Source organism: Streptomyces sp. NPDC030809, from assembly GCF_055572195.1.
Map to the genome: position 1 here is coordinate 338119 of NZ_JBVIDV010000004.1, position 13423 is coordinate 351541.

The following is a 13423-nucleotide window of genomic DNA, read 5'->3' on the forward strand; positions in this document are numbered from 1 at the left end:
GTCGCGCAACGCACGTCGGGTCTATCCGTCGTGTCGTACTCGCCTCTTATGCTCATAGCATTTTCCTATCGGTGCAGTAACCCCCCCCCCTCTCCCCCCCCCCCCCCCCCCCCCCCCCCCCCCCGCCCCCCTTCTTCCGCCACCGGTCGACGAGGTCCCGGCGGGCGGACCGGATCCCCCGCCGGGACGGCCGCGTCACCAGTAGACGACGACCTTGTCGCCCACCTTCACCTGGTCGAACAGCACCGCGAGCTTCGCCTTGTCCCGGACGTTCACGCAGCCGTGCGAGGCTCCCGCGTAGCCGCGGGCCGCGAAGTCCGCGGAGTAGTGCACCGCCTGGCCCCGGCTGAAGAACATCGCGTACGGCATGGGCGTGTGGTACAGCGTCGAGGTCCACTTGCGGGCCTTCCACTCCACGCTGAACAGCCCCTCGCGGGTCGGGGTGTTCTCGGAGCCGAAGCGCACGTCCATCGCCGAGACCACCTTGCCGTCGATCATCCAGGCGAGGGTCCGGCTCTCCTTGCTGATGCACATCACGCGGCCGGTCATGCACCGCGGGTCCGGCGTGTCGAGCTCGTTGGTGGTCGGCGGCCGCAGCTCGCTCTCGGTGGGCTTGCGGGTCGCCCCGAGCAGCTTCTGCCAGGTCTGCTCGTCCACGGAACCGGTCGCCGGCAGCCCCTGCTTCTCCTGGAAGGCCTTCACCGCGGTCCCGGTGATCGACCCGTAGAACGCCGTCGGGCTGCGCTTGAACAGGCCCAGCTGCTTCAGGCGGGCCTGGAGTTCCCGTACCTGCTCGTTCTCGGTGCCGTCCTTCAGCAGCACCTTCGCCCCCGGCGCCGCCGAGGGGCTGCCCTCGCCCGCCGGCTTGTCGTCCTGCGAGGGGCGGGCCGAAGGGGCGGCCGAGGTGCTGCTGCCGGAAGGAGCGGCAGCGGACGGGTCCGGTCCGGCGGCCGCCGGATTGCAGCCCGCCGCCAGCGCGATGGCCGCGACTGCCGCGAATGTGTGGATTATGACGGTATTACGGCGCATCACTGTCCCCCGTTATCTGCGTGTGTACGTAATGGATGCCGCCCGGACGCGCACGGTTGCGGACGGCGGGACGATGTTGCCAGGACGTGACCCTGCGACTCCACGGAGGTACGGCACATGGCGCGCGAGACGGAGTCGGGACTGCCCATCCGGCCGGTCTACGGGCCTGCGGACCAGCGGGAATGGGATCCGGCGCAGCAGCTGGGGGAGCCCGGGGCGTACCCGTTCACCCGCGGGGTCCATCCGACGATGTACACCGGACGGCCCTGGACGATGCGCCAGTACGCCGGCTTCGGCACGGCCGCCGAGTCCAACGCCCGGTACCGGCAGCTGATCGAGCACGGCACCACCGGCCTGTCCGTCGCCTTCGACCTCCCCACCCAGATGGGCTACGACAGCGATGCCCCGCTCGCCCACGGCGAGGTGGGCAAGGTCGGGGTCGCCGTCGACTCGGTCGAGGACATGCGGGTGCTCTTCGAGGGGATCCCCCTCGACCGGGTCTCCACCTCGATGACGATCAACGCACCCGCCGCCCTGCTGCTCCTGCTCTACCAGCTGGTGGGGGAGGAACAGGGGGTGCCCGCCGGGCGGCTGACGGGCACGATCCAGAACGACGTGCTCAAGGAGTACATCGCGCGCGGGACGTACATCTTCCCGCCCGGCCCCTCCCTGCGGCTGATCGCGGACGTGTTCCGGTACTGCCGGACCGAGATCCCCCGCTGGAACACCATCTCCATCTCCGGCTACCACATGGCGGAGGCCGGGGCCTCGCCCGCACAGGAGGTGGCGTTCACCCTCGCCGACGGGATCGAGTACGTCCGCACGGCCGTTGCCGCCGGCATGGACGTGGACGAGTTCGCCCCCCGGCTCTCCTTCTTCTTCGTCGCGCGCACCACCTTGCTGGAGGAGGTCGCGAAGTTCCGTGCCGCCCGGCGGATCTGGGCCCGCGTCATGAAGGAGGAGTTCGGGGCGCGGGACCCCAAGTCGATGATGCTGCGCTTCCACACGCAGACCGCGGGGGTGCAGCTGACGGCCCAGCAGCCGGAGGTCAACCTGGTGCGGGTGGCGGTGCAGGGGCTGGCGGCGGTGCTCGGCGGCACCCAGTCGCTGCACACCAACTCCTTCGACGAGGCCATCGCGCTGCCCACCGAGAAGTCGGCCCGGCTGGCACTGCGCACCCAGCAGGTCCTGGCGTACGAGACCGATGTGACGGCCACGGTGGATCCCTTCGCCGGCTCGTACGTGGTCGAGGCGATGACCGACGGGCTGGAGGCGGCGGCCGTGGACCTCATGGACCGGGTGGCCGGGCTCGGCGGGGCGGTCGCGGCGATCGAGCGCGGGTTCCAGAAGGCCGAGATCGAGCGGAACGCCTACCGGATCGCGCAGGAGACCGACCGCGGCGACCGGGTGGTCGTCGGGGTCAACCGCTTCACCCTCGAAGAGGAGGAGCCGTACGAGCCGCTGCGGGTGGATCCGGCGATCGAGGAGCGGCAGGCGGAGCGGCTGGCCCGGCTGCGGGCGGACCGGGACGGTGCGGCCGTGGCGCGGGAGCTGGCCGCGCTGCGGCGGGCGGCGGCGGGCACGGACAACGTCCTCCGCCCGATGAAGGAGGCGCTGCGGGCGCGGGCGACGGTGGGCGAGGTCTGCGATGCGCTGCGGGAGGTGTGGGGGACGTACGTGCCCGCCGACTCCGCCTGGTGAGGCGCTCCAGCGGGCCTGTGGAAATCCCGGAGGAGGCTGTCGCACCCCTGTGCGACACTCCTTCGCATGCTGGGTGTGACCGATCTGCCGACCTACCTCGCGGCCCTGGTGCTGATCATTCTGCTGCCGGGGCCGAACTCGCTGTACGTGCTGTCCGTGGCCTCCCGCCGCGGGGTGCGGGACGGCTACCGCGCCGCGTGCGGGGTGTTCACGGGCGACACCGTGCTCATGGTGCTGGCCGCCGTCGGCGCCGGGGCGCTGCTCCAGGCGAGCCCGCTGCTGTTCGGCGCGGTCAAGGTGCTGGGCGCCGGATACCTGGCCTGGCTCGCGGTCGGGATGATGCGCGCGGCCCTGGGCATGTGGCGGGCCCGGGCGATACGCCAGGAGCAGGATGCGGCGCAGGAGGCGCAGGCGGGGGCGGCGCAGGCCGGGCCGGCCGCCGAGCGGCCCTACCGGCGGGCGCTGGTGGTCAGCCTGCTGAACCCGAAGGCCATCCTCTTCCTGCTGTCCTTCTTCGTGCAGTTCGTGGACCCGGACTACGCCTACCCCGCGCTGTCCTTCCTGCTGCTGGGGGCGATCGGCCAGCTGTTCAGCTTCTTGTACCTGAGCACGCTCATATTCAGCGGCGCCCGGCTGTCCGAGGCCTTCCGGCGGCGCAAGCGGCTGTCGGCCGGGGCGACCTCGGCCGCGGGCGTCCTCTTCCTCGGCTTCGCGGCGAAGCTCGCGCTGAGCTGAGCCGGGCCGAGCCGGGCCGGGCCGGTTGGGCCCCGTGCCCCACCCGGGCTCAGCCCAGGGCCCGGCGGATCAGCGGGGTCAGCGGGCGTTCCACCAGCCGGTACAGCAGCCAGGCCAGCCCCAGCATCAGGGCGACCGAGCCGGCCAGGGCGGCGAGCGGCGGCAGGCCGAGCGCGCGGTGCAGCAGCCGGATCGCCACCCAGCCCAGGTGCTCGTGCACCAGGTAGAACGGGTACGTGAGGGCCCCCGCCACCGTCAGCCCGCGCCAGCTCATCCAGTCCAGCCGGCCCACCGCGATCAGGGCCACCGCCAGGAAGCCGGCGGTGACCACGGCCACGATCACGGCCGCACTGCGGTACGAGAAGAACCGCGGGTCCGGGGCGTGCCACAGCCCGGCCACCGCGTAGTGCTGCCCCAGCAGCCAGCCGGCCAGGGCCGTGCCCCAGGCGAGCGCGTCCCGCCGGTCGCGGTACACGAGGTGGAGCCCGATGCCGCCGACGAAGAACGGCGCGTACTGCGGCATGAGCAGCTGCTGGAGGACGTGGTTGCGGCCGAGGTCCGCCATGTCCGTCACGGCCGCGGCCAGCGTCCACACCGCGCAGAACAGCAGGGTCCGCCGCCGCCCGCCGCCGGGCAGCACCACGAACAGCGCGAACAGGGCGTAGAAGCGCAGCTCGGCCCAGAGGGTCCAGCACACCCCGAGCACCCGCTCGGCGCCCAGCGGCTGCTGGAGCATCGTCAGGTTGACCAGGAAATCGGAGCCGGACACGGTCCGCTGCGCCGCCCACGGCACCGCGAACACCGCCGTGACCAGCACGATCGCCGCCCAGTACGCCGGGTAGAGACGGGCCGCGCGGGAGGCGAAGAACGACCGCAGCGGCCGGTTCCAGGCGCTCATGCAGATCACGAACCCGCTGATCACGAAGAAGACCTGCACCCCGAGGCAGCCGTACGCGAGCCAGGGCGATGCGGCCGGGAACAGCTCGCGCGGGGAGGCCCCCCAGGCCCGGGCCACCTCGCCGTCGCGCCCCGCGTAGTGATAGCCGGCCACCATCAGGGCGGCCAGCAGGCGCAGCCCGTCCAGGGCCCGCAGCCGCACCGGCGGCCCGGGCCGAGCGGACGCCCCCGCCGTCCCGGACGCCCCCGCGGTCGCGGACGGCCCCGCGGTCCCGGACGCCCCCGCCGTCCCGGACGCCTCCCCGGGGCCCGGCGGCGGACCGGCCGGGGCGGGGACGGCTGTCGCGGTCATCCGAGTGCGGTCCGGCTCAGGTGCCGGACCCGGCGGACCACCCGCCGTACGGCCGGGCTGCGCGGGATGAACGCCAGCTGGGGCGGGACCGCGCCGGGCAGGCCGAGTGCGGTCAGCCGGCGCCTCTTGAAGTACCGCCAGGTGCGCGCGTCGAGCCGGCGGGCGAGGTAGCGCTCGGCCTCGGCCCGCCGCGGGGCGAGGATCTGCGCCTGCATCGCGTACCCGACGGCGGTGACCAGCTCGCCGGTCTCCTCCAGCACCGCGGGGCCGGGCGGGGTCCAGGCGCGTACCGCCGCCGGGTCCTCCAGCTCGGGCAGCAGGGCGTCCACGAGGGTCAGCGGCACCCGGTTGCTGTTCTGGTACGGGGTGAGCCGGTCGAGCAGCAGGCCGGTGCCGGTGCGCGCGACGGGGATCCCGTACAGGGTGGAGGCGGTCAGCAGCCCGGTGGAGAAGCAGCCGGCCACGAGGGCCGGCTCCAGCTGCCGGTAGAGCACCTCGGCGAGCACGGGGGAGCCGGCCACGGTGAGCCGGACGCCCAGCCGGGCGGCCTCCTCCTCGACCATCCGCGACCAGCGGGCCGGGGCGCTCGGGTGCGGCTTGAAGACCATCCGGCGGTGGCCGAGGGCATGGGCCCCGCGGACCATCCGTACGTGCAGCTCCTCCTCTTCCTGCGGCGTGATCAGACCCAGGGCGGACAGGTACTGGCCCAGCAGCACCGCGGGCCGCTCGGCGGCGGCGCCCCCGGCCGCGGAACCCTCCCCGTGCTCCGGGTCCCCGTGCTCCAGCTCCCCGTGCTCCGGGCCGAGGCCGCACTCCGGGTCCGCGGCCAGCTCGTCGAGGACCGTGCGGAAGGCCTCCGCGGGCACGATCTGCGCCGGCACGCCGAACTCCGTGAGCAGCAGCGGCTCCAGGCCCGGCACCAGGTCGAGGTGGAGCAGCCGCCGGATCCGGACCCCGAGCTGCGGGTCCAGCTTGCTGCGCGTGGGCCCGTAGCTCATCAGGCCGTCCGCGTACACCTCGACCGGGCTGCCGGGGAACAGCTGGACCAGCGCCTGCGCCGGGGCCACCTGCACGGACTCGACGACCAGCTCGATCCGGTCCTCCCCGAGCCCCCACAGGGCGCGCAGCTGGCGCTCCCACAGCGGGGCGTCCTCCGCGCGCGGCTGCCAGCCGCCCGGGTGGAAGGGCTCGATGACGGCGTTCCAGTCCCGCACCTCGTCGAAGCGCGCGGCCAGTCGTGCGAAGCCCGGCATGTCCGCCGGGCCCGGGGTGGTCTCCGGTACCGCCGCGTTGTTGCTGACGAGCAGCACCCGGCGGTCCGCCGGGCCGAAGCAGCCGGCGTCCAGGGCGGCCGCGAGCGTGGCCGTGCCGTAGAGGGTGGAGGCGAGGAAGATCTGCGTGGTGCGGCGGCCGGCGGTCCCCATCAGGCGGCCACCTCCGGGCCCGCGGCCCGCCGCCGCAGCCTGCGCAGCCGTAGCGACCGTTCCGTGTCCATGGAATTCAGCACGTTTTCCAGTACGTCCTGCGGCATGCGGTGCAGAGCGGCCGCACTCATCGAGCGGAGTTTTCGGGCCACGGCCGGTTCGAAACTCTCGATCGATCCGAGATGGTGGGAAATGATCGCGCAATAGGTGCGGACGGCCTTCGGCATCAGGAGATCGGCTTCCCGGTCCCGGGCCGTTTCCCGCAGCACCTGGTCGAACGCCCGGATGAAGTCGAGCCGGCGCACGTCGCCGATCTGCGTCAGCGAAGTGGTCACTCCGCGCCGGTAGAAGATCCCCGGCAGGCCGACGGCCGCGAAGCTCGCCGCCTCCCGGTGCAGCCGCCAGATCCACGGCCGGTCCTCGGCGGTGCGCAGCCCGTCGGTGAAGTGCAGCAGCCCCCGGTCCAGCAGCCGCCGGTGGTACAGGCCCGCCCAGGCGAACGGGTAGTCCACCGAGGTGGAGCGGTCGGCCGGCAGGATGGCCGCGCGCGGGTCCAGCACCTCGCCCTGCGGGCCGTGCGGCACCCGCCGCACGACCCGGTTCCGGCCCGTGCACTCCACGTGGTCGGTGCGTACGAAGTCGCAGCCCAGCTCCTCGGCGGCGGCCAGCACCCGGGCCAGGTGACCGGGGGCGAGCCAGTCGTCCCCGTCCATGAACGCCAGGTACTCGCCGTTCGCCGCGTCGATCCCGGTGTTCCGCGCGGTCGCGAGCCCGCCGTTCTGCTCGTGCCGGATGTGCACCGCGCCGGGCAGCTCGCGGGCCGCCCGCTCCAGGAGCGCGGGCGTCCCGTCCGAGGAGCAGTCGTCGACGAGGATGAACTCGAAGCCGTCCCGCGCGTTCGCGCGCAGGCTCCGCAGGGCGTCTGGTGCGTATGTCTGCACGTTGAAGAACGGCACGACGACAGAGAGCTTGACCACCTGCGTGACATTAGGCCGCGGCCGGGCATTCACCGTGGCCCGGAAAGGGAATTTCCGTGAACGCTGGGCATCCGAGGTGTTAACCCGCCCCGTTCCCGGACGCATTTGCAATCCGTCGGCGGGCTGTTAACCCGCTGTTGTGCGCTCGTTGGGCCGTCCACGGGAATTCCGCCCTAGCTTCGGAGCGTGCCAGTAAGTACCAGCGGCGTAAGCGCACCCTCCGCCCTGCGGGTCGCCGTGCTCGCCGATTCCGATACGCGGTGGAAATGGGGCGCACTCACCGCCCGCCGCCTCGCCCCCGAACCGGCCCTCACCGGATTCCTGCTGCGCGGCCGGGCCACGCCCACCGCCCGCCAGCTCGGTGAAGTCGGCGTCCGCGCCGACCGGCTGGAGGAGGTGACCTGCGCGGAATTCCTCGCCGCCATGCGCCGCGCCGCCGCCGGCGGTCCCGAGGGCCGCTACGACGTGGTCGTGCTCGCCCTGGTCGGCGGGGCCGTCCAGGCCGTGCTGCACGGCATGCGCGCCCTGTGGCCGGAGCCCGCGCGGCGGCCCGTCGTCGTCACCGGGTACGTGGGAGTGGTCTACGAGAAGCTCGCCGACGGCCTGCTGCTGCGGCACGGCGCCGACCTGGTCCTCGCCAACTCCCGCCACGACGCCGACCGGTTCCGCGCCGTGTACGAGGGCGTCGGCGCCGACCCCTCGGCCGTGACCGAGACCGCGCTGCCCTTCCTCGGCGGAGCCCCGTACGAGCAGCGCACCTCCCGTCCGCACACCGTGGTCTTCGCCGCCCAGCCCTCGGTCCCCGAGAGCCGCGCCGACCGCGGCTACCTGCTGCGCCGCGCCGCCGGGCACGCCCGCCGGCACCCCGACCGCGAGGTGCTGGTCAAGCTGCGCAGCAAGCCCGGCGAGCACACCACCCACCTCGAAGAGCTGCCCTACCAGCGGCTCGCCGCGCGGCTCCCCGGCGGCCTGCCCGCCAACTGCCGCCTGGTCTACGGGAACATGGGCGAGGTCCTCGACCGCACCGACCTGCTGGTGACGGTCAGCTCCACGGCCGCGCTGGAGTCCCTGCACCGGGGGATCCCCACCGCCGTGCTCACCGACCTCGGCATCCGCGAGTCCCTCGGCAACCACCACTTCCTCGGCTCCGGCTGCCTCGCCTCCTGGGACCAGCTCGACGAGGGCCTGCGGCCGCAGCCCGACCCGCACTGGCTGGCCCGCCAGGGCATCGGCGGCGCCGGCCGGCCCCACGACCGGGCCTTCGACACCGCCCGCGAGCGGGTGGCCCTCTTGGCCGCCCGGGACCGGCTGCCCGTGATCGCCCCCTATTACACGCCCGCCACTGCGCCCGGCTACCTGCCGGGCCTCCTCGCCCGCCACCACCTCGGCCCCGACGGCACCCCGCTGCCCGGAGCCGTACGCCCGGCGGCCGGGGACTCGACACTGCGGCGCCACGTGCGCTCGGCCCTGCGGGACGCGGCGCGCGGCGCCTACCGGCAGGGCGTACAGCGGGTGGCCCCGGCCATCCGCCGGATGGGAGACCTGTGAACCTCAGCCCCGCCCCCGGCGGCCCCGCCGCCCGCCCCGTCGTCCTCGCCGTCATCCCGGCCCGCGGCGGCTCCAAGGGGGTGCCCGCGAAGAACCTCGCCGAGGTCGGCGGCCTCCCGCTGGTCGCCCGGGCGGTCCGGGCCTGCCGGGAGGCCGGCCCGGTCACCGACGTGGTCGTCTCCACCGACGACGAGGCGATCGCCGCGGCCGCCCGCGCCGCCGGAGCCGAGGTCGTGCCCCGGCCCGCGGACCTGGCGGGGGACACCGCCACCAGCGAGTCCGCCGTCCTGCACGCCATGGACGCCTTCGAGCAGATGCGCGGCACGCGGGTGGACACGGTGCTCCTGGTCCAGGCGACCAGCCCCTTCCTCACCGCCGCCGAGATCGCCGGGGTGGCCGAGGCGGTCACCGGGCGCGGCGCCGACTCGGCGCTGACGGTGGCCCCCTTCCACGGCTTCCTGTGGCGCGAGAGCGCGGTCCCCTCCGGGCGCACCGGCTACGGGGTCAACCACGACGAGTCGCACCGCCCGCGCCGCCAGGACCGCCCCCTCGACCTGCTGGAGACGGGGGCCGCGTACGCGATGGACGCCGCCGGCTTCCGCGCCGCCCGCCACCGCTTCTTCGGCCGCATCCTGCCGGTCCACACCGACCCGGCCCGCGTGCTGGAGATCGATGACCCGCACGACCTCTCCCGGGCCCGCGTCCTCGCACCCCTCCTGGACGCCCCCTCCGCACCGGAACGGGACGCCCGGCCCGAGACCGCGCAGGCCCCCGGCATCCACGACCCGGCCCGGCTCCCCGCCCCGGAGGGCGGCCACCCCGGAGCAGTCCCCGCCCTCCTCCCGGCACCCCGTACACCTCACCCCCGAAGGACGTCCCCTGCCATGAGCACCCCCGCCTCCCCCCGCCTGCGCCGCCTCGGCTCCCGCACCGCCGGCCCCGGCCGGCCCGTCTACGTCGTCGGCGAGATCGGCATCAACCACAACGGCGACCTCGGCAACGCCTTCGCCCTGATCGACGCCGCCGCCGAGGCCGGCTGCGACGCCGTGAAGTTCCAGAAGCGCACCCCGGAGATCTGCACCCCGCGCGACCAGTGGGACATCGAGCGGGACACCCCCTGGGGCCGGATGACGTACATCGAGTACCGGCACCGCGTCGAGTTCGGCGAGGCGGAGTACCGGGCCATCGACGAGCACTGCGCCCAGCGCGGCATCGACTGGTTCGCCTCCCCCTGGGACACCGAGGCCGTCGCCTTCCTGGAGAAGTTCGACGTGCCGGCCCACAAGGTGGCCTCCGCCTCGCTCACCGACGACGAGCTGCTGCGCGCCCTGCGCGCCACCGGTCGCACGGTGATCCTCTCCACCGGCATGTCCACCCCGCAGCAGATCCGGCACGCGGTGGAGGTGCTCGGCAGCGAGAACATCCTGCTCTGCCACGCCACCTCCACGTACCCGGCCAAGGCCGAGGAGCTCAACCTGCGCGTGATCAACACCCTCCAGGAGGAGTACCCGAACGTCCCGATCGGCTACAGCGGCCACGAGACCGGCCTGCAGACCACCCTTGCCGCCGTGGCCCTCGGCGCCGCCTTCGTCGAGCGCCACATCACCCTCGACCGGGCCATGTGGGGCTCCGACCAGGCCGCCTCCGTCGAGCCCGGCGGCCTCCAGCGGCTGGTCCGCGACATCCGCACCATCGAGACCGCCCTCGGCGACGGCGTGAAGAAGGTCTACGACTCCGAGCTCGGCCCGATGAAGAAGCTCCGGCGGGTGCAGGGCGAGGTCGCCGAGCGCGCCGTGCTCGCCGGCGCCACCGCCTGAGTCCCGCCGTCCCGCCCGTACGGCCCGCCCGACCCGAGGAGTACGCCGTGACAGCGCACGCGAACACCCTGGCCTTCGTGGAGAGCCCGGTCCAGCTGCTGAACGTCCTGGAATGGGCGCACGCACGGGCCGTACGGGACGGGGCGCGGCCGGGATCCCCGCCTCCGGGCGCCGGACCCCTGGGCGGGGCGGCCCCGGGCCCCGCCCTCCTGGACCGCGTACCGGCGCAGCCCTCGGCCCGTCGGCGCGCCTCCGCGGACGGGCCGCCGGGGGAGAGGGCGGCCGACGAGGCCGCGGGCGCCGACGCCCCCGCCGAAGACGCGGCGCCCGTCGCCGAGGCCCCGGGCGCCGGCGCCGCGGCCGACGGGCTGCTGATCGTCGTCCTGCCCCCGGTGGACCCGATGTCCCGCGGCCAGCTGCGGCGGATGGCCGCGCTGGCCCGGGACGCCGGCCACCGGGTCCGCTGGCAGGAGGCGCGCGGCGGCGGCGCGGCCCCGGTCAAGGCCCTCGCCGCGCTCGCGCGCACCCTGCGCCGGGCCCGCCGGATCGTGGTCGGCGACCCCTTCTCGCGGTACGTGCAGCTGCTGCTGGCCCTGGTGACGGCCGAGGAGCTGGTCGTCGTGGACGACGGCACGGCCACCATGGAGTTCGTCGCCCAGCTGGCCGGCGGGGAGCGGCTGGTGCGCTGGCACCGGGCCGGCGGCCGCGGCCTGGCCGGGCGCACCCGCGAGCTGGCGTACGCGCCGCTCTCGGGCGCCGCGCGCCGCCGCTTCACGCCGGGCCCCGGACGGCGGGTGGAGGTGTTCAGCTCCATGCCGGTCACCGCCCCCGAGGGGGTCCGGCTGCGGGTCAACGAGTTCGCGTGGACCCGGTCCGCCTTCGGCCCGCCGCGGATCGCCCGGGGCACCGACCTCGTCGGCACCTCCCTGGTCGAGACCGGGGTGGTGGACCCGGACCGGTACCTGGCCGGGGTCCGCGACCTGGCCCGCGCCCACGGCGCCGGCCGCTACTTCGCGCACCGGCGCGAGAGCAACGACAAGCTGCGCGCCCTCGCCGAGGCGACCGGGCTGGAGATCGTGCGCCCGGACCTCCCCCTCGAACTCATTGCACGCCGGGGGCCCGTCGGTCGTACGATCGTCAGCTTTCCGTCCACGGTCGTCCACACGCTGCCCTACGCACTCGCCGGAACCGGCGTCACGGTCGCCGTGGCGGACATCGACCCCGGCTGGCTCACCGGACGGGCCTCCCCGCGGGCCCGGAGCTTCCTCGCCGGCGTCACCGATACCGCACGTGACGTGCACAGGCTCAGTGCGGTGTCCGGGGGGCTCCCGGCACCCTCCCCGGCCGGATGAGCGGCGGAGTTTACCCCCAGCGCCGGGGGGCTATGCGTCTGGAAGCCGGTTTTTCTTCCCCTAACGGGCTGAACTTTTCTTGATCTCCAGCCAGTTGGCCCTGGGGTGCGCCTACCCTTAAACGGGTGAACCAGTTGATGTCCCGCGAGTCCCAGACCGTCCTGCCCGGAGAGCCGGCCGAGCCGGCGCTGCCCGGCAAGCTCCCGGAGCACCTGCGTGCCGAACTGATCGCGTTCCGCCGGGACTTGCACATGCATCCCGAGCTGGGACACCAGGAGTTCCGGACCACCGCCGCGATCAAGGCCAGACTCGAGAAAGCCGGACTGCGGCCCCGGGTCCTGGCCACCGGAACCGGCCTGATCTGCGACATCGGGACCTGGGATGGCAAGCGGCCGATGCTGGCCCTGCGCGCGGACATCGACGCCCTGCCCATCCCCGACGCCAAGGTCGGGGTGCCGTACCGTTCCACCATCCCGGACCGCGCCCACGCCTGCGGCCACGACGTGCACACCACCACCGTGCTCGGCACCGGCCTGGTCCTGGCCCAGCTGCACCGCGAGGGCCTGCTGCCCCGCCCGGTCCGGCTGCTGTTCCAGCCCGCCGAGGAGGTGCTGCCGGGAGGCGCCGCCGAGGCCATCGAGTCCGGGGTGCTGGACGGGGTGGGCCAGATGATCGCCGTGCACTGCGACCCGCGCGTGGACGCCGGCAAGATCGGCCTGCGCTCCGGCCCCATCACCTCCGCCTGCGACCGGCTGGAGGTCGCCCTCTCGGGCCCCGGCGGCCACACCGCCCGCCCGCACCTGACGACCGACCTGGTCACCGCGGCCGCCCGCGTCGCCACCGACGTGCCCGCCGTGCTCGCCCGCCGCATCGACAGCCGCTCCGGGCTCTCGGTGACCTGGGGACGGATCGAATCCGGCCACGCGTGCAACGTCATCCCGATGCGCGCGGAGCTCTCCGGCACCATCCGCTGCCTCGACATCAACGCCTGGCACGACGCGCCCGACCTGGTGCACGCGGCCATCGACGAGGTGGCCACCCTGCACGGGGCCAAGTCCGAGATCACCTACGTGCGCGGGGTGCCGCCGGTGGTGAACGACCCGGCGGTCACCGAACTGCTGCGGGACGCGATGACCGCCCGCCGCGGGGCGCACGCCGTGGAGGACACCGAGCAGAGCCTCGGCGGCGAGGACTTCTCCTGGTACCTGGAGCAGGTGCCCGGCGCGATGGCCCGTCTGGGTGTCCGCACCCCGGGTGACACCGTCAAGCGCGATCTGCACCGCGGCGACTTCGACGTGGACGAGTCCGCGATCGCCGTCGGAGTGGAGCTGTTCACCGCCGCCGCACTGCTCGACGCCCGCCGCGCGCGGCCCGTTTCGTAACGGTAGGTCAAAGTTTTTCCGCCCCTGTCCCGGACCCCGCACGGGGTCCGGGACGCCCCCCGCAGCCCCCGTGACAACAGGGTTCTGGGCCAATCGGGTTACCAGCCGGTCACTGTCCGGTTCGCGACGATCCGATAACGACTCCTGAACGGGCCTTTAACTGACATCTACGCGCGTTACGATCGCCGCGAAACCAGCGCCGGTCAGTG

General features: G+C 74.1%; 10 protein-coding genes and 1 pseudogene. 7 read left to right on the forward strand and 4 right to left on the reverse strand.

The features are described 5' to 3' along the window. Positions 1–195: 195 nt before the first annotated feature. Positions 196–1029 (reverse strand): L,D-transpeptidase family protein, encoded by an 834-nt coding sequence (locus ACZ407_RS08255; protein ID WP_468126585.1) that lies wholly within the window; start codon positions 1027–1029, stop codon positions 196–198. Positions 1030–1146: 117 nt separating this feature from the next. On the opposite strand from ACZ407_RS08255, the gene ACZ407_RS08260 reads away from it, so the two are divergent. Beyond that, a complete protein-coding gene (locus tag ACZ407_RS08260) occupies positions 1147–2730 on the forward strand; it encodes an acyl-CoA mutase large subunit family protein (protein ID WP_468126479.1) in 1584 nt (527 codons plus the stop codon). Positions 2731–2796: 66 nt separating this feature from the next. After that, on the forward strand, positions 2797–3465 hold the full coding sequence (gene leuE / locus ACZ407_RS08265) for a leucine efflux protein LeuE (protein WP_468126481.1): 669 nt from the start codon (positions 2797–2799) through the stop codon (positions 3463–3465). Positions 3466–3514: 49 nt separating this feature from the next. Here the strand turns inward: leuE and ACZ407_RS08270 are convergent, their stop codons facing one another. The 3 genes from ACZ407_RS08270 to ACZ407_RS08280 are packed head-to-tail and all read right to left on the reverse strand — an operon-like array spanning position 3515 to position 7115. Further along, positions 3515–4714, reverse strand: coding sequence for an acyltransferase family protein (locus tag ACZ407_RS08270; protein WP_468126483.1), 1200 nt, complete (start codon positions 4712–4714; stop codon positions 3515–3517). Continuing rightward, a complete protein-coding gene (locus ACZ407_RS08275) occupies positions 4711–6138 on the reverse strand; it encodes a polysialyltransferase family glycosyltransferase (RefSeq protein ID WP_468126485.1) in 1428 nt (475 codons plus the stop codon). The genes ACZ407_RS08270 and ACZ407_RS08275 overlap by 4 nt, the downstream gene beginning before the upstream one ends. Next, entirely contained in the window at positions 6138–7115 is a 978-nt protein-coding gene (locus ACZ407_RS08280; RefSeq protein ID WP_468126487.1) for a glycosyltransferase family 2 protein, read from the reverse strand. The genes ACZ407_RS08275 and ACZ407_RS08280 overlap by 1 nt, the downstream gene beginning before the upstream one ends. A gap of 237 nt (positions 7116–7352) precedes the next feature. Between ACZ407_RS08280 and ACZ407_RS08285 the strand changes: the two genes are divergently transcribed. From ACZ407_RS08285 to ACZ407_RS08305, 5 genes and pseudogenes are all read left to right on the forward strand, one after another. Continuing rightward, positions 7353–8663 carry a DUF6716 putative glycosyltransferase gene (locus tag ACZ407_RS08285; RefSeq protein WP_468126587.1) on the forward strand — a complete coding sequence of 437 codons (1311 nt, stop codon included), beginning with the start codon at positions 7353–7355 and terminating at the stop codon, positions 8661–8663. Continuing rightward, positions 8660–9076 (forward strand): annotated as a pseudogene (locus ACZ407_RS08290) (acylneuraminate cytidylyltransferase family protein); the annotation flags it as partial. The gene ACZ407_RS08285 and the pseudogene ACZ407_RS08290, both read left to right, overlap by 4 nt. Before the next feature lie 471 nt (positions 9077–9547). Continuing rightward, positions 9548–10480 carry an N-acetylneuraminate synthase family protein gene (locus ACZ407_RS08295; protein WP_468126589.1) on the forward strand — a complete coding sequence of 311 codons (933 nt, stop codon included), beginning with the start codon at positions 9548–9550 and terminating at the stop codon, positions 10478–10480. Between the two features lie 47 nt (positions 10481–10527). Then, the gene (locus ACZ407_RS08300) at positions 10528–11832 is read left to right on the forward strand and encodes a hypothetical protein (RefSeq protein WP_468126489.1); all 1305 of its coding nucleotides are present in this window, start codon (positions 10528–10530) and stop codon (positions 11830–11832) included. A gap of 137 nt (positions 11833–11969) precedes the next feature. Continuing rightward, positions 11970–13214, forward strand: a complete 1245-nt coding sequence (locus tag ACZ407_RS08305) for an amidohydrolase (protein ID WP_468126590.1) — start codon at positions 11970–11972, stop codon at positions 13212–13214. The last annotated feature ends 209 nt before the right edge of the window (positions 13215–13423 follow it).

Bases quoted from the DNA above. Each gene is read 5' to 3' on its own strand.
- ACZ407_RS08255 (WP_468126585.1), bottom strand. From the start codon at position 1,029: ATGCGCCGTAATACCGTCATAATCCACACATTCGCGGCAGTCGCGGCC.
- ACZ407_RS08260 (WP_468126479.1), top strand. From the start codon at position 1,147: ATGGCGCGCGAGACGGAGTCGGGACTGCCCATCCGGCCGGTCTACGGG.
- leuE (WP_468126481.1), top strand. From the start codon at position 2,797: ATGCTGGGTGTGACCGATCTGCCGACCTACCTCGCGGCCCTGGTGCTG.
- ACZ407_RS08270 (WP_468126483.1), bottom strand. From the start codon at position 4,714: ATGACCGCGACAGCCGTCCCCGCCCCGGCCGGTCCGCCGCCGGGCCCC.
- ACZ407_RS08275 (WP_468126485.1), bottom strand. From the start codon at position 6,138: ATGGGGACCGCCGGCCGCCGCACCACGCAGATCTTCCTCGCCTCCACC.
- ACZ407_RS08295 (WP_468126589.1), top strand. From the start codon at position 9,548: ATGAGCACCCCCGCCTCCCCCCGCCTGCGCCGCCTCGGCTCCCGCACC.
- ACZ407_RS08305 (WP_468126590.1), top strand. From the start codon at position 11,970: ATGTCCCGCGAGTCCCAGACCGTCCTGCCCGGAGAGCCGGCCGAGCCG.